The sequence below is a fragment of the Kitasatospora setae KM-6054 genome, assembly GCF_000269985.1.
Classification (GTDB): domain Bacteria; phylum Actinomycetota; class Actinomycetes; order Streptomycetales; family Streptomycetaceae; genus Kitasatospora; species Kitasatospora setae.
The window spans coordinates 8,000,500-8,023,765 of the sequence record NC_016109.1 but is presented as its reverse complement, the minus strand read 5'-3'; the positions used below and the strand labels follow the sequence as shown (position 1 = coordinate 8,023,765).

Annotated in this window: 2 protein-coding genes (both running past the window's edge); both read right to left on the bottom strand. The window is 77.5% G+C overall.

Annotated elements, in window-relative coordinates; all coding sequences use genetic code 11:
• Positions 1-18,887, bottom strand: the 5' portion of a protein-coding gene (locus tag KSE_RS46085; protein ID WP_014140109.1) for an SDR family NAD(P)-dependent oxidoreductase. The gene continues 652 nt to the left of window position 1, outside the view; only the first 18,887 of its 19,539 coding nucleotides appear in the window; the start codon lies at positions 18,885-18,887; its stop codon lies off the left edge, out of view.
• Positions 18,887-23,266, bottom strand: the 3' portion of a protein-coding gene (locus KSE_RS34915; protein WP_014140108.1) for a non-ribosomal peptide synthetase. Its footprint extends 375 nt past the window's final position; only the last 4,380 of its 4,755 coding nucleotides appear in the window; its start codon lies beyond the right edge, outside the window; the stop codon is at positions 18,887-18,889. The genes KSE_RS46085 and KSE_RS34915 overlap by 1 nt, the downstream gene beginning before the upstream one ends.

Below are 23,266 nucleotides of genomic sequence, written 5' to 3'. Positions count from 1 at the left end.
GTGGTGATGCCCATGGTGCGGCCGTCGTTGTTGACGGCCCCGCCCTCAAGCACCGCGTAGACCCGGTCGCCGTCCCGCTCGGCGTCGGCCAGCCGCTTGAGCAGCAGCATCCCGGCGCCCTCGCCGAGGACGATGCCGTCGGCCCGCTCGTCGAAGGTGTGGCAGCGGCCGGTCGGTGACAGCGCGCCGGCCTCGCTCATGCCGACGAACGGCACCTCGTCGAGGAGGATGTCCGCACCGCCGGCGAACGCCAGGTCGGACTCTCCGCTCCGCAGGCTCTGGGCGGCCAGGTGCACCGCCACCAGCGCCGAGGAGCAGGCCGAGTCCACCACCACGGACGGGCCGCGCAGGTCGAGGAAGTGGGACAGCTGGGCGGCGATGAAGTTCTGCGCCACCCCGCTGATCGCCTGCGGTCCGCCCGAGCCGTGGTGCGCGCCGAAGTTGGCCGCCCGGGCGCCCGCGAAGACGCCCACCCGCCGGCCGCCGACGTCGGCGGCGGTCAGCCCGGCGTCCGCCAGGCACTCCGCGCCGGTCTCCAGGACCTGGCGGACCAGCGGGTCGACGTGCGCGGCGCCCGCCGGGTCGAGCCGGAAGTACTCCGGGTCGAACTGCTCGATGCCCTCCAGGAAACCGCCCCACTTGCTGATGGTGGTTCCCGGCTCCTGGACGGGGCGCCAGAACCGCTGCCGGTCCCAGCGGGACGCCGGCACCTCGGTGACCGAGTCCGTCCCGGACACCAGGTTCCGCCAGAACGCGGCGTGGTCGGGCGCACCGGGGAAGTGGGCGGCGATCCCGATGACGGCGATGCCGTCCCGCGCCGCCGCCGGCCGGGCGGACCCGGACGGCTCGGCGGACGTCGCCGCCAGGGCGGGGACCGGCGCCACCGGGGCGGGGACCGGCGCCGGTCCGTCCACCGGCGCCGGCGCGGCGGGCGGGTGCTCCGGGACCCGGTCCCGCAGCGCCTCCGCGAGCAGGGCCACAGTCGGGTTCTCCAGCACCGCCGACGGCTCGGCGACCACGCCGAGCTCCCGCTCCAGGGCGGCCAGGATCTGGGCGATCATGATCGAGTCCACCCCGAGCCCGGCGAAGTCGGCGTCCGGCTCCACCTGCGCGGGGTCCATCCGCAGCGTCCCCGCGATCACCTCGGTCAGCCGCCGGACCAGCTGCTCCCCGGCCCGGCCGGACCGCGCCGCCGCAGTCGCCGCGGTCGCGGTGGTCGCCGCCGTCGCGGTGGCCCCCGGTCGGCCGGGGGCCGGCACCGCGAGCAGCGCGCCGGCGTCGAACCGCCCGCCGTCCACCACGCAGGGCAGCACGACCGGCTCCGCGGCGGCCATGGCCCGGTCCAGCAGGTCCAGTCCCGCCTCCGGCTCGACGGCCCGCAGGCCGAGGCCGCGGTAGGCCGCGGTGTCGGCCTCCGGCATGCCCGCCGACCGCCAGCTCGGCCACTGGACGGAGCGCACCAGCGGCCCGCCCGTCGCGGTCGCGGCCCGGTACTCGGCGAGGCGGTCCAGCGCGGAATTGGCCAGCGCGTAGTCGCTCATGCCGACCGCCAGCGCGGGCACCTGCCCGGCGACGGACGAGTACAGCACGACGAACCGCAGCGGCTCCCCGGCACACGCGTCCAGCAGGCGCTGGAGCCCCGTCGTCTTGGGTTCGAGCACCCGGCTGACGTCCGCCATCCGCTTGCCGATGAAGGCCGGGTCGGTCATCACCCCGAGGCCGGCGCAGTGCACGATCCCGGCGATCGGGCCGAGTTCGCGCCGGGCGCGGTCGATCACCGCGCCGATCCGCTCCGGCGGGGCGCTCTCGACCACCACCCGGACGCCCGGGCGGTCGAGCGCCGCGAGGTCCCGCAGGCGGGACGCCAGGGCGGGATCGGTGGCCGGGTCGGCCAGCAGGGCCGGCCAGGCGGCCCGCTCGGGCAGTTCGGTGCGGCCGAGCAGGAGGAGCCGGTCGGCTCCCCGGTCGAGCAGGCGAGCCGCCACCAGTCGGCCGAGGGCGCCGGTCCCGCCGGTGATCACCACCGTCCGGCCGGCCAGGTCCGCGGACCAGTCGGTGCCCGGTGCGGCCTCGGCGGCCTCCCGCAGCACCGGCGTGTGCCGCACGCCGCCGCGCACGCAGACCTCGGTCACCGGGTCGGTCGCGCCGAGTTCGGCCGCGACCGTCGCCCGCAGCGCGGCCGGGTCCAGGGAGTCGGTGTCGAGCGTGCGGGCGAGGACCGCCCGGTACTCGGCGGTGAGCATCCGCACCAGGCCGGCGAGCCCGGCGCCCCGCAGGGTGGGCCGCTCGGCGCGGAACGCGGTCAGGCCGTGCGTGACGTGGAGGTAGGCGAAACCGCCGGCCCGGTGGGTCGCGACCAGTTCGCGGACGAGCGCGATCCGGGCCGGGTCGGCCGTCACCACGGCGCTGGGCACGGCCGAGACGTCGACCAGGTCGACGACCGTCCCGACCCGGCCGAGCGCGGCCGCGAGCTTCACGCCGTCCACCTCGTCGTCGCCGTCCAGCCGGACCAGCTCGCTCGCCGGGCCGAACGCGGCCCGGGCCAGCGGCTCGGTCTCGGCGCTCACCAGCGCGACGATCCCGCCCGGCAGCTCGGCCGCCGGCAGCGGCGCGGCCGCCCAGTCCTTCACCAGCAGCAGCGAGGACGGCGGCGTGTCCGGCCGCCGCGCCGGCTCGGGGGCCGGAGCGCCCGCCAGCCAGTGCCGCTCCCGGGCGAACGGGTAGGTCGGCAGCGACAGCAGCCGCGGCCGGTCGGCGCGCAGCGCGCTCCAGTCGATGTCGGCGCCGTCCTGCCAGAGCCGGGCGATCCGGTCGAGCCGGCCCTCGCGGACCAGCCGCGCCAGGTAGCTCGCGCCCTCCGGCTCGGCGAGCCAGCCGTGGTCCCCGGCGGGGCGGCTGCCGCCGGAGCCGCCGCCGGAGCCGTCGCCGGGGCCGCCGTCGAGGAAGGCGGCCAGCCGCTCGCGCAGCCGCGCCGTCGAGTCGGCGACCACGGCCAGCCGCACCGCCATCGGCACCCGCCCGACCTGGGAGGTGAAGGCGAGCGAGGACAGCGGCGGCTCCGCGCCCTCGGCCAGGCCGTCGAGGTGTGCCACGGTCGCGGCCGCGTACCGGCGCAGCGCCTCCTCGGAGCGGGCGGAGAGCACGAACACCTCGTGCTCCGCCGCGGGCCCCGTCGGGTCGGCGGGCGGCGCGGTCGGCGGTTCCTCCAGCACGACGTGCGCGTTGACGCCGCCGAAGCCGAAGGAGCTCACCCCCGCGCGCAGCGGCAGCGGCGCGCCGGCGGCGTCCACGGGTTCCCAGGGGGTCGCGGCGCGGACCGGTTCGAACGGCGTGCCGTCGAGGTCGATCAGCGGGTTGAGGGTGCGCAGGTGGAGGGTCGGCGGCAGGGTCCGGTGCCGCATCGCCAGGATCACCTTGATCACTCCGGCGATGCCGGCAGCGGGCTCCAGGTGGCCGATGTTGCTCTTCACCGTCCCGATGCCGCAGGCGGCGGCCGGGCCGGTGGCGAGCGCGCGGTGGGCCCGGGTCAGGCCGTCGATCTCGACCGGGTCGCCGAGCGGGGTGCCGGTGCCGTGCAGTTCGACGTAGGACACCGTCTCGATCGGCACGCCCGCGTCGCGGTAGGCGTCCACCAGCAGGTCGGCCTGGGCCAGCGGGTTCGGCGCGGTCAGCGAGGACGCGTGTCCGCCGTGGTTGACGGCGCTCCCCCGGATGACGGCGTGCACCCGGTCGCCGTCGGCGAGCGCGCGGGCCAGGGGCTTGAGCACCAGCACGCCCACGCCCTCCCCCTTGACGTAGCCGTCGGCCGCCGCGTCCAGTGCCTTGCACCGGCCGTCCGGCGAGAGCACGCCGAGCTGGTTGCCCGCGACCACGGTCTGCGGGGAGAGCACCAGGCTCACCCCGCCGGCGATGGCCAGGTCGCTCTCCCCGGACCGCAGGGCGCGCAGGGCGCGGTGCAGCGCGACCAGCGAGCTGGAGCAGGCGGTGTCGACGCTCTCGCTCGGGCCGCGCAGGTCCAGCAGGTACGAGACGCGGTTGGCCAGCATCGTCCGCGCCAGCCCGGTGCCGGCGTGGGCGTTGACCTGCCCGCCACCCAGCACCATCGCCTCGTAGTCGTTGAACTGCACCCCGGCGAAGACGGACACCCGGCGCCCGGCGAGCCGGTCCGCCCGGCAGCCGGCGTCCTCCAGCGCCGCCCAGGTGTGTTCCAGGAACAGCCGGTGCTGGGGGTCGATCACCTCGGCCTCGGCCGGCGAGATCTTGAAGAACCGGGCGTCGAAGCGGTCGACGTCGTCGAGGAAGCCGCCCCAGCGGGCGGTGCCGCCGAAGCGCCGGGAGACCTCCCGCCAGTCCCACCGGTCGGCGGGGGTCTCGGTCACGAGGTCCCGTCCGTCCGCGAGGTGCTGCCAGAAGCCGTCCAGGTCGGCCGCCCCCGGGAAGCGTCCGGCCATGCCGATGACGGCGATCGCGCCGTCCTCGGACGGTGCCGCCGGCCGCGGCTCGGCGGGCGCGGCGGAGGCGGCGGCAGGGACGGCGGGGGCGGCGGGGGCGGCGGGCCGGCCCAGCCCCGGGTACTCCTCGGCGAGGTGCCGGGCGAGCTTGTCGATCGTGTTCGCACCGAACAGCGTCGTGGTCGGGACCGACACGCCGTACCGCTCCTCGATCGCGGCGGACAGCGACTGGAGGCCGAAGGAGTCCAGCCCGTACTCGCCGAAACCGGCCCGCGGGTCGAGCGCCGCCGGCGCCAGGCCCAGGTTCTCCGCGATCATCTCCCGGAGCCGGTCCGCCAGTTCGCCTCCGGCGTCGGCCCCGGCCGACCGGGCCACGGGCGCGGCGGCCGGCCCCGCGGCCGACTCGGCGGCCGACTCGGCGACCGGCTCGGCCGCGCTCACGGCCTCGCGGGGCCGCATCGAGGCGACCTGCTCGCCCATCCGCTCCGGCTCCCCCGGCAGCACGGCCACCTGGGGCCGGCCGAGGCGCAGCACCAGGTCGAGCAGCCGCTCGCCCTCGGCGGCCTCCAGGTAGCGGAAGCCGGTGGCGGCGAGGTAGCGGCTCTCGTCCTCCGGGTCCACGTGCATGCCGCCGTCGCGCCACATCGGCCAGTCGATCGAGACGGTGCGCCCGCTGCGGCCGCCCGCCGTGCGCAGCGCCTCGCGCTCCTCGGCGAAACCGTCCAGGAAGCGGGCGCCCACCGCGTAGTCGACCAGGCCGTAGTCACCGAGCTGGCCCGCGAGCGAGGAGTACAGGACGAAGAGGTCCAGCGGCTCGTCCGCGGTCACCTCGTCGAGCACTCTGGTGCCCTCGATCCGCGCCCGCAGGTGCCCGCGGAACTCCGCGACGTCCTTGCCGGGCAGCGGCGTGCGGGAGGCGGTGGCGGCCAGGTGGAAGACGCCGTTCAGCGCGCCCCACCGCGTCCGGACGGCGGCCACGACCGCCGCCATGGCGGCCCGGTCCTCGACCGCGGCCCGGAAGTACCGCACCTCGCCGAGCGCGCGCAGCTCGGCGAGCTCGGCGGCCCGGTCCGCTTCCGGCGACCGGCCGGTGAGGGCCACCTTGGCGCCGCGGGCCAGCAGGGTGCGGGCGAGCAGCAGGCCGAGGCCGCCGGCGCCGCCGGTCACCAGGTGGACGCCGCCCGGGCGCAGCGGGGACGGCTGCGCGGGCCGCGGGGCGATCTCGGTCAGCCGCCGGACCGTCCGGCCGCTCTCCGCGAGGCGGACGGCGGCTCCGGAGAGCCGCTCGGCCGCGACCTCGGCGAGCAGCGCGGACCGGTCGGCCCGGCCGGCCACCCGCACCACGCAGACGGCCGTGCCCGGCAGGGCCGCCCGCAGGGATGCCTCGAAGCCGCCCCACGCCTCCGCCATCGCGCCTTCGGGCACCAGGACGTGGAGCCGCCGCGCCGGGGCCCGGGAGGCCATCAGCGCGCGGGCGAGCAGGAACACCGACTCGGTGCCGAGGTCCGCGCGGTCCGGGTCCAGCAGCGGCCACTGGTGCACGACGCGGTCGGCCGGGACGGCCAGCAGTCGGGCGTAGTCGCCGGGCTCGCCGGGGCGGATCGTGACGGTGTCGCCGTCCTCGGCGTACGCGGTGCCGGCCCGGACGTGCACGGCGCCGGGGACCGGCAGGTCGCCGAAGACCAGCATCCGGCCGGTGCGCGGTACCGCCGGCGGCACGGGTTCGGCCACCCACTCGGCCGCGAACAGGCTGACCGGCGCGGCCGATTCGGTCGGTCCGGTCGGTACAGCCGGTTCGGTCGGTCCGGCCGCCGGTACCGGGGCGCCGTCGGTGAACCAGTGCCGCTCGGCGGCGAAGGGGTAGCCGGGCAGCGAGCGCAGCCTGGGCGGCCCGGTCCGCCGGGCGGCCCAGTCGACGCTCGCGCCGCGCACCCAGGCGGCGGCCGCCGCCTGGTCGTCGCCGTGCTGGTCGAAGGGTTCGGGGTCGGTGCCGCGCTCGACGCGGCCGAGGTGCAGGCCCGCGGTGTCACCCGCGAGGAACCGCCGCAGGGCGGCCAGCGCGTGCTCGGCCGAGCCGGTGACGAACGCCAGGCGTTCGGCGTGCGGGGCGCGGCCGCTCTGCAGGGTGTGCGCGGTCGCGACGAGGTCCGGCGTCCAGCTCTCCGGCCGGTCCAGGAACGCCTGCGCGTGGGCGCGCAGGCGTTCCCCGTCGCGCGCGGAGAGGACGAGGACGACCGGGGCGGTGGTCGCGGCCGGCTCGTCGTCGGCGCGGTACTCCTCCAGGACGACGTGGGCGTTGACCCCCCCGTAGCCGAACGAGCTCACGCCCGCCCGGCGCGGCACGCCGGGCGCCGACGGCAGCCAGTCACGGCCGGCCGCGGCGACCTCGAACGGGGTCCCGGCGAGCGCCAGGTGCGGGTTGGGCCGCGGCCCGTGCGGGTCACCGGTGATCCGGCCGTTCCGCATCGACAGCAGCACGCGCAGGACGGCGGCGATGCCGGCGGCCGGTTCGAGGTGCCCGATGGTGTTCTTGAGGGCGCCGAGGGCGCAGTGCGGCTGCGCGGGCGCCGGGTGGCCCCAGTCGCGGTAGAGCTCCGCGAAGGCCTGGCGCAGCCCGTTGGTCTCGGCGGGGTCGCCGATGACCGTGCCGGTGCCGTGCGTCTCGATGTAGCCGATGGTCGCCGGGTCGACGCCGGCGGCGCGGTGCGCCTTGACGATGACCTCGGCCTGGGCGCGCGGGTTGGGCGCCGTCAGCGAGTTGGACCGCCCGCCGTGGTTGACGGCGGTGCCGCGCAGCACCGCGAGGACGGGGTTGCCGTCGGCGCGGGCCCGGCTGAGCCGCTTGAGCACGACGGCTCCGACGCCCTCGCCGCGCACGTAGCCGGTGGCGTCGTCGTCGAAGGCCCGGCCGACGCCGTCCGGGCTGAGCATCCCGGCCCGTTCGAGGGAGGCGAAGGTCACCGGCGACAGCATCAGGCTGACGCCGCCGGCGATGACGGTGTCGCAGTGCCCGAGCCGCAGGGCCTCGGCCGCGCGGTGCAGGGCGACCAGCGAGCTGGAGCAGGCGGTGTCCACGGGCTCGCTGGGGCCGCGCAGATCGAGGTGGTAGGAGACCCGGTTGGCCAGCATGGACGGGGTCAGACCGGTCGACGTGTAGGCGTCGGTGGCGGTGCCGGAGCGCTGGACCAGCTCGGCGTACTCGGAGGCGCCGACGCCGACGAACAGGCCGGTGTCGGTGCCGGCGAGGGAGGTCGGGTCGATGCCGGCGTCCTCCAGGGCCGTCCACACGGTGCGCAGCAGCAGGCGCTGGCGGGGGTCCATCCAGCGGGCCTCGCGCGGGGAGATCCCGAAGAACAGCGGGTCGAACCGGTCGATGTCGGGCATGAAGCCGGCCCGGGTGACCCGGGTCCGGTCGGGGTGCCGCGCCGGGTCGCCGTGGTGGGCGCGGGCGTCCCACCGGTCCTCGGGCACCTCCTGGAAGAGGTCGCCACCGCGCTGCAGGTTGGCCCAGAACGCGTCCAGGTCGGCGGAGCCGGGCAGGGTGCCGGCCATGCCCACGATCACCACCGGGTCGTCCTCGGCCGGGGCGGCCTGAGCCGGGGCAAGGGCCTGAGCCGGGGCCGGGGCCGGGGCGGGGGCCTGAGCCGGGGTGGGCCGGTCCGCTTCGGGGAGGGCGTCCGGGTGCTCGCGCACCAGCCAGGCGGCGAGTTCCTTCGGCGTGGGGGTGGCCAGCAGTTGGTCCGGTCCGACCGGCACGGCGAAGGCCGCGGAGACCTCGCCGGCCAGCCGGACCAGGCTCAGCGAGTCCAGGCCGTGGTCGTGGAAGGAGCCGGCCGGATCGAGGTCGGCCACCGGGTAACCGCTGACGTCGCCCAGCAGGCGCAGCACCGCGGCCAGGACGCGGGGGCCGTCCGCCGGGACGGACGCCGGGGCGGTGGGGGCGGGCAGCGGGGCGGTGGAAACCGACCCCGGGGCGACCGCGTCGATCCAGCAGCGGATCCGCGCGAACGGGTACCCCGGCAGGGACAGCGGGCGCACCGGGCCCCGGTGGGCGGCCGCCCAGTCGAACGCCGCGCCGGCGGCCCAGCGGCGCGCGGTGTCGTGGGCGTCGGCGGCCGGCGCGGTGGCGGGGCCGGGCTCCGCGGTCGCGACGCCGGTGTACCCGCCCGGCCGCCCGGCGAGGAAGGCCGCCAGCGCGTCCGCGAACGCCTCCGCCGAGGAGGCGACCACGGCGAGGCGGTGCGCCTGGGCCTCCCGCCCGACCTGGAGGGTGTACGCCAGCCGACCGAGGTCGACCCCGGCCCCGGCTCCGGCCCCGGCTCCGGCCCCGGCTCCGGCTCCGGCTCCGGCTCCGGCTCCGGCCGACAGGGTGGCCAGCTCGCGCAGGGTCGTCCCGCCGTGCACGGCCCCCGCGCGCACCGCGTCGGTGCGCCCGATCAGCCGCACGATGGTGGCCGGGTCGAGGCCGATCTCGTCGAGCGGCTCGTCCACCGCCGTGACGGGCACGCCCGCCGCGGCCGCGAGGTCCGCCACGTCGACGGCCGGGCGCGCGGCGCGCAGCCAGGCCAGCGTCCGCTCGGCGACCCGGCGCAGGCCCTCCTCGTCGCGGGCCGAGAGCGGGAGGACGGTCGGGCCCGCCGGGGCGGGGGCCGGGGCGTCCTGCCGGTACTCCTCCACCACGAGGTGGGCGTTGGAGCCGCCCGCGCCGAAGGCGCTGATGCCGGCGCGCAGCGGTCCGGGGCCGGTCCACGGCGCGAGGTCGCGCTGGACCCGGAACGGCACCCGGTCCCAGTCGACGGCCGGGTTGAGCCGGTCCGCGTGCAGGGAGGGTGCCAGTTCGCGGGCCCGCAGCTGGAGCAGGACCTTGGTGAGCGCGGCGATGCCCGCCGCCGACTCCAGGTGCCCGAGGTTGGACTTCACCGAGCCGAGGGCGATCGAGCCGGCCGGCAGGTCGCCGAAGGCCCGGGCCAGCCCGGCCACTTCGGCGGGGTCGCCGAGCACCGTGCCGGTGCCGTGCGCCTCCACGTACGAGACGCTGCCCGGTTCGACGCCGGCCTCGCGCAGTGCCTCGGCGACGACCTCGGCCTGGGCGGCGGGGCTGGGCACGGCGAACCCGCCGGTCTTGCCCCCGTGGTTGAGGGCGCCGGCCAGGATGACGCCGAGGATCCGGTCGCCGTCGCGCTCCGCCGCGGCCAGCGGCTTGAGCAGGACGGCGCCGACGCCCTCACCGGGTGCCATGCCGTCGCCGTCGGCGGCGAAGCTGCGGCAGCGTCCGCTGTCGCCGGTGAAGCCGCCGACCGCGAGCTGACGGTACTTGCGCGGGTGCGGGGCGAGGTTGACGCCGCCGGCCAGCGCGTAGTCCGCCCGGCCGGCCGCCAGGGCCTCGCAGGCGAGGTGGACGGCGGTCAGCGAGGACGAGCACATGGTGTCGACGGCCAGGCTGGGGCCGTGCAGGTCGAGGGCGTAGGAGACCCGGTTGGCGATGGAGGCGTACCCCATGCCGCCCGCGAGGCCCCGCCCGTCCTCGAACAGCTGGTAGTGGCCGTACATGACTCCCACGTAGACGCCCACCCGGCTGCCGCGCAGCCGGGTGCGCGGGTAGCCGGCGTCCTCCAGCGTGTGCCAGGAGGTCTGCAGGAACAGCCGCTCCTGCGGGTCGGTCAGCTCGGCCTCGCGCAGCGACATCTGGAAGAAGCGCGGGTCGAACTCGTCGATGCCGTCGAGGAACCCGCCCCAGCGGCTGACCGGCCGGCCGTCGGCCGCGGTCAGCGTGCGGTGGTCCCAGCGCTCGGCCGGCACCTCGCGCACGCAGTCGCGGCCGGCCCGCAGGTTCTCCCAGTACGCCTCGACGTCGTCGGCGAGGGGGTAGCGGCCCGCGACACCGATGATCGCGATGCGGTGGTCCGCCGCCGGGCGGGCCCCGGCCTGCGGCCGGGGATCCGCGACCGCAGCGGGGGCGGCAGCCGGGGCGGGAGCCTCGGCGGGGGCGGCGGCCGGGGCGGCGACCACGGCGGCGGGGGCCGGGGCGGGCCGCTCGGGGAGCAGCGCGCGGATGGCGTCGGGGTGGCGCTCCACCAGGTGGTCGGCCACCTCCCGGATCGTCGGGTACTCGAACAGCAGGGTCGCGGGCAGTTCGCCGGTCCGCTCGGCCAGCAGGTCCGCGATCCGGGGCACGGTCAGCGAGTCGATGCCGAAGTTCTCGTAGGTCTCGTCGAGCCAGAGCCGCTCGCGCGGGACCTGGAGGACCTCGACGAAGGCGTCCTTGACGTACTCCCGGGCCGCCTCGGTCAGCGCGTCGGCGTCCCCGTCCCCGTCCGCGTCCACGGTCGCGGGCGCGGGCGCGGGCGCGGTGGCGGCGGCTCGCGGCGCGCCCTCCGCCGCCGTCTCGGCGACGACCACGTGCTGGCTCAGCCCCTCGTCGGCGGGCAGGGCCCGGCTGCGGGTGAAACCGGCCAGGGCGAGGGCCCGGCGCCAGCCGGGGGCGGAGAGCAGCGGCGAGCCGGGCAGCCGCAGTTCGGCGTCCTGGTGGAGCCACCAGCCGTCCAGCAGCCCGAAGGTGAGGGTGGCGGTCATGACGTTGCTGCTGGCCTCGTTGAGGACGAGGCGTCCGCCCGGCCTGAGCAGCAGGTGGACGGAGCGCAGGGTGGCGAGCAGGTCGCTGGTGGCGTGCAGCACGTTGGCGGCGACGACCAGGTCGACGCTGCCGGGCCGGAAGCCCTGCGGGACCGGGTCGCGCGAGACGTCGAGCTGCTCGAAGCGGACGTACGGGTGCTCGGCGGCGAACCGCCGGCGGCCGTGCTGCAGGAAGGCGCGGGAGATGTCGGTGTAGACGTAGTCCACGTCGGCGCCGGAGGCGGACAGCACGGGCAGCACGCTGGCGGTGGTGCCGCCGGTGCCCGCCCCGATCTCGACGACCGTCAGCCGGCCGCGGTGCCCGTCCAGCAGGTCGCGGACGGCTCCGGCCACCAGCTCGTTGGCCCGGTCGACGACCGGGCTGCCCCGGTAGGCGCCCTCGACGAGCGCGGTGGAACCGCCCGGGAACATCACGTCGGTCGCCCGGACGGTGCCGCGCATGACGCCGAAGAGGTTGTGCATACAGGGCCCGAGCAGCCGGTCGAAGCGGTTCAGCGCCGTCTTCCGCTCGCACAGCTCGACCAGGTCGCCCTCCGGGTCGGCGCTCGCCGGACGCCCGGTGGGGGCGAGCCGGCCGGCGTCGTCGCGCAGGAAGCCGGCCCCGGTGAGCTGGCGGAGGAGTTCGGCGAAGAGCCGGCCGTGCGCGGGGACGACGCCCAGCCGCTCGGTGAGCGTCTCGGTGGTCCACCGCTCGGCCTCGGTGAGGAAGACGCCCTCCTGCCGGAACAGCGTCCACAGCCAGCCGAGCATGATCTCGTCCAGGCGGGCGTCGTCGTCCACGGTGAGCAGCCGCTCGACCGGGCGGAGCGCCGCGAGGGAGGGCACCAGCGACACGTCGTCGGCCGGGGTGCCGGGCTCGGCGGTCTCCGGCTCGACGCCGACCGCGGCCAGCACGGAGGCGTCGGCCTTGACGACGACGACCTGCCGGTCCGGGCGTCCCAGCACGCTGTGCACGGCGGCCATCCCCTCCTCCGGGGTGATCGAGTGGATGCCGGTGGCCGCCAGGCGGGCCCGGTGGCGCTCGTCCGCGACGATGCCGACCGTCCCCCAGTAGCCCCAGTTGATGACGGCGACCCTGGCCCGCAGCACCCCGTCGAGGTGGTGGGCGAAGGCGTCCTCGAAGGTCGAGCCGGCCGCGTAGTTCCCCTGCCCGGCGCTGCCGGAGAGCGCCACCGCCGAGGAGAAGAAGAGGACGAAGTCCAGGTCGGACGCGTCGGCGAGCGCCGCGTGCAGGGCGACCGAGGTGCGGGTCTTGGCGGCGAGGACGTCCTGGAAGGTGTCCTCGGTCATGGTGGCGACGCTCTGGTCGCGCAGCACGATGGTCGCGTGGAAGACGCCGTGCAGGGCGCCGTGCCGGGCGCGGGTGCGGGCGACCGCCTCGCGCAGGGCCCGCGGGTCCGTCGCGTCGGCCCGCTCGTAGGAGACGAGTTCGCCGCCCGGGTCGATGGCGCGCAGCCGGGCGCGGCGCCCGGCGTCCAGCTCGCTGCGGCCGAGCAGCACGACCTTCGCCCGGTGGCGCCGGACCAGCCAGTCGGCGACTTCGAGTCCGATGCCCCCGGCGCCGCCGAGGACCAGGTAGACGCCGTCGCGGCGGATCGGCTCCCGCAGGGGCGCGGGCGCGGCGGCCACGAGCCGGCGGCGGTGGAGCACGCCGCCGCGCAGCGCGTACGGGCCGCCGGCCGGCACCCGGAGCAGGTCGGCGGTCGGCGCGTCGGCGGACGACCGGTCGACGACCGCGACCTGCCAGCGCGGGTGCTCCTGGGCCAGCGACAGGGCGAGCCCGTGCAGGCTCGCCGCGTACGGGTCGCGGACCGGCTCGTCGCCGGTGCTGAGCGCGTCCTGGGTGACGACGGTGATCCGGACCGGGGAGCCGAGCCGCTGCAGCGCCTTGGCGAGCCGGAAGAGCGTCAGCACACCCCGGTCCTGGGCGGTCTCCAGCGCCTCGACGTCGTCGGTGCGCCCGCCCGCGGGGGCGAGCAGGACGACGTGGTCGGGCCGGCCGGCGGCGTCCGGGAGCCGGCTCGGGTCCAGCTCGGTGACCGTGCCGGCCAGGCCCTCCCGCAGGACGGCGGCGAGCGCGGCGTGCTCCGGGCCGCGGACCAGCCAGGTGGTGCCCCCGGCGGGGGCCCGGCCCGGCTCGGCCACCGGCACCCAGCGCGGGACGAACATCAGCCCGTCGGCCGACACCGACGCGGCGTCTGGCACCGGCGCGGCGTCCGACACCGGCACCGGCACCGGCACCGGGGCGGCCTGGGGGGCGACGGCGGACACGGCGGACGCGGGCGCGGGCGCGGCACCGGCGGCGGGCCGCAGCGAAAGGTCGCGCAGCCGGACCCGGACGTCGCCGGCGTCGTCGGTCAGGGTCAGGTCGTAGCGGTCGGCGCCGACGGCCCGCACATGGGCGTACCCGTGCTCCGACAGCGGGGCGAACACCTCGGCGGCCGCGAGCGAGAACGGCACCATGGCGGGGCCGGCCGTGCGGTCGCGCAGGACGGCGAACGCGTGCAGCGCGCCGTCCAGCACCGACGGGTGCAGGGCGCAGTCGGCGAACCGGGCGGCCGCCTCGGGGACGCGCAGGCGCACCAGGGCCTCGCCCTCGCCGGAGGCGATCCACTCGACGGCCCGCAGGGCGGGGCCGTAGAGCAGCCCGGCGGCCGCGAGGTCGGCGTAGAGGTCCGCGCCCTGGTGGAGCCGGGTCAGCCGGGCCTTCAGGGCCTCGACCGGGACGGCCCCGGGCCGCAGTTCGGCCAGCTGGGCGAGCCGCCCTTCGGCGAGCGACTCGTCGGCCTCGCCGAGGAGTTCGAAGCCCAGGCCGCCCCGGGCGCGGCGCAGCCGCAGCCGGGCGGTGCGCTCGGCGCCGGCCACCGTGAACGGCCGCAGCCAGCGGACGTCGTCGAGCCGGACGGGCTGCGCGAGCCCGGCCTCCTCGGCGGCGGCGCGGGCCATCTCCAGGATGGCCGCGGCGGGCAGCAGCCGGATCTCGCCGACGCGGTGCCCGTCGATGAGCGGGTGCTCGGGGCCGAAGACGGTGCGGTGGGTCAGGCCGTCCAGGCTGTCGGCCGGGGCGACCCCGTCCAGCAGGGGGTGGACCGGGCCCGGCAGGGCCGTGCGGGCGGGCGGCGACCAGATGGTTCCGGTCAGCCAGCAGCGCAGTTCCTCGAACGGGTAGCCGGGCAGCGGCACCCGCCGCCCGGTGCCCCGGGGCCAGCTGATCCTGGCGCCGGCGGCCCAGGCCGCGGCGAGCTCGGCGGGGTCGTCGCCGGCGGGCGCCGCGGCCCGGGCCGAGGCCCGGCCGCGCGCGCTGCCGGTCCAGACGCCGGACCGCGCGTTCCCGCGGAGCGCGGCCACCAGCTCCTCGGCGGTGGCGGCGAGCACGACCATCCGGTCCGCCCACTCCTCGCGCCCGGCCTGGAGGGTGAACGCCACGTCCGCGAGGTCGTGGCGCCCCCGCTCCACCGCGTCCGCGAGCTGCGCGGCCAGCACGGGCAGGCGCTCCGGTGTCCGGGCCGACAGCGGGAACAGCCAGGGGCCGGTCCGGCCGGCCGTCGGCCGGGCGGCCGACGGGTCGGCGACGTACTCCTCGATGACCAGGTGGGCGTTGGCGCCGCCCGCGCCGAAGGAGCTGATGCCCGCCCGGCGGGGCCGGCCGTCCTGCCGGGGCCAGGGGGCGAGTTCGCGCTGCACCCGCAGCGGGGTCGAGTCGAAGTCGATGTTGGGGTTCGGCGGGTCCGCGTGGAGCGAGGGGACCAGCTCGCCGTGCTGCATCTGCAGCAGCACCTTGCTGAGCCCGGCCATGCCGGAGGCGGACTCCAGGTGCCCGATGTTGGACTTCACCGAGCCGATCGGCAGGCTGCCCGGCGCCCGGCCGGAGCCGCCCAGGGCCAGGGCGAGGCCGCGGACCTCCACCGGGTCGCCGAGCGCGGTGCCGGTGCCGTGGGCCTCCAGGTAGCCGAGCGAGTCGGGGTCCACCCCGGCCTCGGCCAGCGCCTGGCTGACCAGCCCGCCCTGCATGACCGGGTTGGGCACGGTGAAGCCGTTGGTCCGGCCGCCGTGGTTAACGCTGGAGCCCAGGATGACGCCGTGGATGTGGTCGCCGTCCCGGACGGCGTCCGCGAGCGGGCGCAGCAGCACGGCGCCCACCCCCTCACCGGGCACGTAGCCGTCGCCGTCGGCGCCGAAGCTGCGGCACCGGCCGTCACTGGAGGTGAAGCCGCCCTGGCCGAGGAAGCGGTACTTGTACGGGTGCACGTGGAGGTTGACGCCGCCCGCGACGGCGAACTCGGTGTCGCCGGCGCGCAGGTCCCGCACCGCCAGGTGAATGGCCGTCAGCGAGGACGAGCACATGGTGTCCACGCCGAGGCTCGGGCCGGTCAGCCCCAGGGTGTACGAGACGCGGTTGGCGATCGACGCGTGCGAGGAGGCGCCGATCCGGCCGTCCTCGGCCTCGTGCAGTTGGTACAGCCCGTACATCGCGCCGACGTAGACGCCGACCCGGCGGGTGCGGAGGTCCTCGCGGGTGCGGCCGGCGTTCTCCACGGCGTGCCAGGCGGCCTGGAGGAACAGCCGGTCCTGGGGGTCGATGATCTCGGCCTCGCGGGGCGAGATGCCGAAGAACAGCGGGTCGAAGCGGTCGATGCCGCGCAGGAAGCTGCCCCAGCGGCTGTACCGGGCGGCCCGGTCGGCGGGGGTGGCCTGGTCGTAGTCGCGCCAGTCCCAGCGGTCGGCGGGGATCTCGGTGACCAGGTCCCGGCCCGCCCGCAGGTGGGCCCAGAACTCCTCCGGGGTGTCCGACTGGGCGAACCGCGCGGCCACGCCCACGATGGCGACGGGCATCGGGCCGGCGGGGGCGGCCTGCGGCGCGGACGCCGCCACGGGCGCAGCGGCGGGCGCAGGAGCGGCAGGCGCAGCGGCGGCGGGCGCAGGAGCGGCGGGCGCAGCGGCGGCGGGAACGGGGGCGGCCTGCGGCGCGGGCGCCGCCTGCGGGGCGAAACGGTCGCCGTACCTCCCGGCGAACCAGCCGGCGAGCGCGCGCAGGTTCTGGTACTCGAAGAACAGGGTCTTCGGCAGCGACCCGAAGTGGTCCTCCAGCCGCCGGGTCAGGTCCATGATCAGCAGCGAGTCGATGCCGAAGTGCTCGAACGCGGTGTCCGCGTCGATCTCCTCCGGCGGGAAGTCGAACACCTCGGCCAGCACGCCGCGCAGGAACTCCTCGGCGGCAGGCCCGGCGGAGGCCCCAGGAGCCACGGGAGCCGCAGGAGGCGCGGGAGCCGCCGCGGACGGCAGGGCCGGGGCCGGCGCGTCCAGGACCTCCCGCAGCCGTGCCAGCCGGCCGTGGGCGACCATGACGTGATCCCCGTCGTGGCCCAGCGCGCGGTCGAAGGCGGCCAGGGCGGCGGCGGTCGGCATCGCGACCAGCCCGACCTGGCGGGCCATCCGGGCCGCGGCGGCCTCGTCGGCGTCGACGCGGATCCCGCCGTCCGCCCAGAGCGACCAGAGCACGGAGAGGCTGCGGCCGGGCCGCGTGCTGCCCCGGCGCCAGGCCGTGAAGGCGTCCAGGAAGCGGTTGGCGTAGGCGTAGTCGGTCTGGCCGGGGCTGCCGGCGGCGCCGGACACCGAGGAGAAGCAGACGAAGAACTCCAACGGGTCGCCCGCGGTGGCCCGGTCGAGGGCGAGGGTGCCCTCGACCTTGGGCCCGAGCACGTCCGCGAACTGCTCGTCGGACTTGCGCACCAGCAGCGCGTCCCGGGTGGTCCCGGCGAGGTGCAGCACCCCGTGGAGCGGGCCGAAGTCGGCGTGCACCCGCCCGACGAGCTCGGCGGCCGCGCCGGGGGCGCCCAGGTCGGCCCGCAGGTAGTGGACGTCGAGTCCGGCGGCGCGCAGGGCGGAGAGGTCGGCCTCCGCCGAGCGGCCGGTCAGCACGTAGCGGGCGCCGGTGCCCAGGTGGGCGAGGAGGCGGCGGCCCAGGGCCCCCGCGCCGCCGGTCACCAGCACGGTGCCGCGCGGGGCGAGCGGGGCGGCGGCCGGGGCGACCGGCTCCCAGCGGAGCACCTGCCGGCGCCCGGCGGCGTACCGGACGCGGAACTCGTGCGCGGCGCCGGCCTCGGCCGCGACCGCGGCGGCGAGGTCGTCCGCCTCGACGGCCGCGACCCGGAACTCCGGGTGCTCGTTGGCGAGCGCGCGGGCGAAGCCGTCCAGGGCGTGCACCCGCGCGTCGTCGGCGCCGCCGGTCGGCCGCAGGACCTGCAGGACCCGGACCGGGTGCCCGGCCGGCCGGGCCGCCCAGGAACGGAACAGCCGCAGCAGTCCGGGCAGCGGGTCGCCCTCGGTGGTGCGGACGACGAGCAGTTCGCCGTCGCCCGGTTCGCCGTGGTCCGCCAGGGCGGCGTCCTCGGTGGTCCGCTCGGCGCCGGGCAGGTCGCCCTCGCCGAGCAGCCGCACCCGGGCCGGCCGGGCGCCGTCGGCCGCGGCGGGCGCGGCGGGCGCGGCGGGCGCGGCGGGCGCGGCGGGCGCGTCCTGCCAGCGCTGGACGAGCAGGTGGGCGGCCGGGCCGTCCGGCGCGGCGCCGTCCAGGGCCCGGGTGACCACCGCGCGCAGCCGCACGGACACCAGGCCGTCGTCGTCGGCGAGCACCACGTCGTGGCCCGCCGGGGTCGCCACCGCGTGCACGTGGCCCCGCTCGGGCAGCGGCCCGAAGACGTCGACGCCGCCCAGGGCGAAGGGCAGCTCGCGCGCCCGGCGGGCCGACGGGTCCCGGTCGGTCCACAGGCAGGTCTGGAGCATGGCGTCGAGCAGCGACGGGTGCAGGGTGAAGCGGTCGAACGGCTCGTCGGCGGCCGCCGGGACGGCCACCCTGGCCAGCGCCTCGCCCGGGGCGTGCCGCACCGACTCCAGGCCCCGCAGGCTCGGCCCGTAGCCGCCGCCGAGTGCGGTGAACACCGCGTAGCACTCCTCGGCGGTGGAGGTCCTGGGCAGGCGGGCGCGGACGGCGGCCAGGTCGAGCCGGGGCGCCGGGGCGGCCGCGTCGAAGCGCAGGGTGCCGGTCGAGCAGAGTTCGCCGTCGGCCGTGCCGTCGGACCGCCGCAGCTCGTAGGCGACCCCGCCGTCGGCGGCGGCCGGTTCGAGGTGCAGGCGCACCCGCACCGGCTCGTCCCGGACCAGGACGGGGCGGGCCCAGAGCACGTTCGCGATGCCGGTGGCCCGGCCGTGCCCGCGCTCGGCGGCGGCCGCCACCGCGAACTCCAGCGCCGCGACGGCGGGCAGGATCCGGACCTCGCCCAAGGCGTGGTCGCGCAGGTAGAACTCGCCACCGGTCAGCAGCCGCTCGTAGGACTCGCCACCGGTCAGCGGCCGTTCGGGGGCGGCCCCGGCCAGTGCCGCGGGCGGGTCGATCCAGAAGCCGCGGGTCGCCCGGGGCGGCTGCGGCAGCGAGAGCCGGGCCGGCCGGCGGCCGGCCGGGCGGGGCCACCGCAGCGTGCCGCCCGCGGTCCAGCGCAGGGCCGCCGCGACCGGGTCGTCGACGGTCACCGGGGTGTCGGCGGCGCCGGGCGCGGCCGTCCCCGTGCGGACGCCCTCGCCGTCCCGCAGCCGGGCGGCCAGGTCGGCGACCCCGGTGACGACCACGGCGAGCCGCTCCCGCAGCTGCTCGCGGCCGGTCGCCAGGGTGTGGGCGATCCGGTCCAGGGAGGCGGCCGGGTGGGCTTCCAGCCAGGTCGCCAGGTCGGCCCGGTAGCGGTCGAGCTGCTCGCGGCCGTCGGCCGACAGCACGATCAGCCGAGCGGCCCGGTCCTCGGTCGTGCCACCCATCAACGTTCCCCCGCCTCTTCGATGACCACGTGCACGTTGCTGCCTCCCATGCCGAACGAGCTGACGCCGGCCCGGGCCGGTGCGCCGTCGGGCGTCTCCCACGCCTGCGCCGCGGACTGGATCCGCAGCGGACTGTCCGCGAAGTCGAGCATCGGGTTGGGCGTCCGGAGGTCGACCAGGCCGGGGAGCGTGCGGTGCCGCATCGCCAGCACGACCTTCACGATGCCCGCGACCCCCGCCGCGGCCTCCAGGTGGCCGATGTTGGTCTTGACCGACCCGACCCCGGTCCGGCCCGGGACGACCGGGATCCCCCAGTCGTCGTAGAGCCGGGTGAACGCCTCCTTGAGCGCGTCGACCTCGATCGGGTCGCCGAGCGGCGTCCCGGTGCCGTGCGCCTCGATGTAGCCGACGGTGTCCGGCGGGATCCCGGCGGCGCGGTGCGCGGCCAGCACGACCTCGCGCTGCGCCTGCGGGTTGGGCACCGTCAGCGAGTGGGTGTGCCCGCCGTGGTTCTCCGCCGAACCGATCAGGACGGCGTGCACCGGGTCCCCGTCCGCGAGCGCGCGGTCGAGCAGTTTGAGCGCCAGCAGGACCACGCCCTCGCCGCGCCCGTAGCCGTCCGCCCGCTCGTCGAAGGTCTTGCAGCGGCCGTCGGGGCTGAGCATCCCGGCGCGGCGCAGCCCGGCGAAGCCGTGCGGTGCCAGCAGCAGGTTCGCCCCGCCGGCCAGGGCCAGTTCGCAGTCTCCGTACTGCAGCGCGCGGGCCGCCCGGTGGACCGCGACCAGCGAGCTGGAGCAGGCGGTGTCGAACACCGCGCTCGGACCGCTCAGGTCGTAGACGTACGAGATCCGGTTGGCCGCGATCGAGGCGACGTTGCCGATCAGGAAGTGGTCGCCCATCTCCGGGGAGCCCGGGCCGAGCAGGCTGAGGTAGTCCGCGCCGCTGAGCCCGACGAAGACGCCGGTGCGGCTGCCGGCCAGCTCGGCGGGCAGCTGCCCGGAGTCCAGCAGGGCCTCGTGCGCGGCGTGCAGCAGCAGCCGGTGCTGCGGGTCCATCTGGGCCGCCTCGCGGGGCGAGATGCGGAACAGCGACGGGTCGAACGCGTCCACGTCGTCGACGAAGGAGCCGCGGTGGCCCTCCGGGAACAGCCGGGCGGAGAAGCCGCGCTCCAGCGGGTACGGGCGGGTCAGGTCGCGGCCGGCCGCGAGGTGGCCCCAGAACTCCTCCAGGCTCGCCGAGGACGGCAGTCGGCCGCCGATCCCGATGATCGCGACCGGCGGGTAGCCCACGGCGGCCGCGGGCGCACCGGCGGCCGCGGCCGGGCCGGCGACCGGGGTCGCGGTGGTGGTCGCGGTGGTGGTCGCGGCGGCCGGGGCGGTCGCGGCGGCCGGGGCGGCCGGGGCGGCCAGCTCGGGACGGGTCGCGGCCAGGTGGGCCGCCAGCGAGGCGAGGTCCGGGTGGGAGTAGAAGACGGTGGGCCGCACGACGACGCCGAGCCGCTCCCGCAGGGCCACGGCCAGCCGGGTGAAACCGACGGAGTCGAAGCCGACCTCGCCCAGCGGCCGATCGACCGGGACCTCCTCGGCGGGCCGCCCCGCGACGCCCGCGGTGGCTTCGCGCAGCCGGGCCAGCAGGTCGCCGGCCGGCCGGTCCGCGGCCCGCGCGGGCGGCCGGGCCCCAGGCGGGGCCGCCGGGGCCGGGGCCGGGGCCGCCGGGGCGCTCCGCTCCTGCGGGTGCCCGAACCGGCTCAGCAGCTCGGCGTGCGGGAGGTCCGCCAGCGGGCCGGCGTCGACCTTCGCGTTGGGGGTCATCGGGAACCGGGCCAGCGCGACCGTCCGGGCCGGGACCATGTACCCGGGCAGCAGCTCGTCGGCCCGCCGGACTGCCTCGGCCGCGACCTCTGGGGCGGCGGTCACGAACGCGACCAGCTGCGGGGTGCCCGGCAGGTCCTCGCGCACGACCACCCGGACGTCCCCGGTCCCGAGGTGGCGCCGGACGGCGGACTCGACCTCGCCGAGCTCGATGCGGTGGCCGCGCAGCTTCACCTGCCGGTCGGCCCGGCCGAGCAGCAGCAGCTCCCCGGTGGCCGACCAGCGCGCCAGGTCCCCGGTCCGGTAGAGCCGCTCGCCGCTCGCCGGGTCGCGCGGGAACCGCTCGGCGGTCAGCTCGGGCCGGTTGCGGTAGCCCCGGGCGACGCCCTCCCCGCCGATCAGCAGCTCCCCGACCGCGCCGAACGGCACCGGGGCGCCGTCCGGACCGGCCACCCGGAAGGTGGTGTTGGCGATCGGGGTGCCGACGGTGACCGGCCGGTTGCGCCGCACCCGCAGCGCGGAGGACCAGACGGTCGTCTCGGTCGGACCGTACATGTTCCACAACTCGTCGCAGCGGTCGAACAGTTGGGCGGCGAGTCCGGCGGTCAGCGGCTCCCCGCCGCACAGGATCCGCCGCACCCGCCCGGTCCAGCCGGCGTGCAGCAGCATCTGCCAGGTGGCCGGGGTGGCCTGGACGAGCGTCGCTCCCGAGCGGTCCAGCAACTCCGCCAGCGCCAGCCCGTCCCGGAGGGTCTCCGCGGGCGCGAGGTGCACGGTGGCGCCTCGGGTGAGCGGCAGCAGCAGCTCGAGTCCGGCGATGTCGAAGCCGGCGGTGGTGACGGCGAGCAGCACGTCGTCCTCGGCGCAGCCCGGCCGGTCGGCCATCGCGGTCAGCAGGTTGACCAGATTGCCGTGGGTGACCTCGACGCCCTTGGGCTGCCCGGTCGACCCGGAGGTGTAGAGCACGTAGGCGAGGTCGGCGTCGCGGCGGGCGACCGGTTCGGCCGGCGCCGCGGTGCCCGGGCCGTCGACGGGGATCCGCTCCCCCGGGACGTCCGCGGGCAGCCGGTCGGCCAGGCCCGGTTCGAGCAGGACGGCGGCCGGCCCCGCGTCGGAGCCGATGTGGGCGAGCCTGGCGGCCGGGAAGTCCGGGTCCAGCGGGACGTACGCGGCCCCGGCCGCCTGGACGGCGAGCAGCGCGACGATCAGCGCGGCGCGGCGGTCCGTCAGGACGCCGACCAGGTCGCCCGGTCGCACCCCGCGGGCGCGCAGGACCCCGGTGAGGGCCCGCACCCGGCCCGCGAGCTCGGCGTAGGTCAGCGCGCCCTCGGCGTCCACCACGGCGGTGCGCTCCGGGTGGCGTCCGGCCCGGGCGAGCACCAGCTGGGCCGTGCTGACGTCGCGCGGCCGCCCGGCGGCGGTGGCGTTGACCCGCGCCAGGGTGCCCCGCTCCTCGGGCGTGCCCAGGTCGAGGTCGGCGGTGCGCCGGTCCGGGTCGGCCGTGACGGCTTCGAGCAGCAGCCGGTAGTGCTCGGCCAGCCGCTCGACGGTGGGGCGGTCGAACAGCTCGGTGTCGTACTTGACGTACAGCAGGGCCTCGGTGTCGCGGACGACCACCTCGACCACGAGGTCGTTCTCGCTCTCCTGGGTGAGGTCGAGGGCGTCCCGGAAGACGGTCTGGCCGGCGGCCATGTCCTGGTCCCCGCCGACGCCCTGCTGGAGGTAGAAGCCGATGCCGAACTCCGCGTCGGGGTCCGGGCCGCGGCGCAGGTCGTCGACGACCGCGGCGAACGGGTAGCCGCCGTAGTCCTCGGCCCGGACCATCTCGTCCTGGACGGCGTTCGCCAGCTCGGCGAAGCTCAGCCGCGGGTCGCAGTCCACCCGCAGGACGACCGGGTTGATCAGGTAGCCGACGGTGCGGTCGAAGCGGTACTCGGGCCGGCCGTCGGTCGGCACCATCACGCTGATGTCACGGTGGCCGGAGTGCCGCTGCAACAGCGCGGCGAACGCCCCGAAGACCACGCCGAAGGTGGTCACCCCGGCCCTGCGGGCGGTGTTCCGGACGGCGCTCCAGGTGGCCTCCGGCAGCCGGAGCTGCACCATCGCCCCGCTGGTGTGCGAGGCGGTGCCGGCCCGGCGGCGGTCGGCGATCGCCTGGAGCACGGGCGCGGTCGAGGCGCCGCCCAGCCGGTCGAGCCACCAGCGCCGGTGCTCCTCGGCCTGCGGGCCGGCCAGCATCTCCCGCTGCCACCGCACGAACTCGGAGTACGGCGTGGCCGGTTCGACCGGCGGGAGCCCCCGGCCGGAGGTCAGCCCGTCGTAGCAGGCGACGATGTCGCGCAGCAGGAGGTGGCTGGAGACGCCGTCGGTGATCAGGTGGTGGAACACGAGCAGCAGCAGGGCCCCGCCGCCCGGCGTGGTGATCAGCCAGGAGCGGTGCAGCGGGTCGTGCTCCAGGTCGAACGGCTGCCGGACGAGGGAGTCGATCCGGGCCGTGAACTCGCCGTCGGTCACGTGCCCGAGGTCCAGCCGGGGCACCTCGACCGGGCGGTCGGTGATCACCTGCAC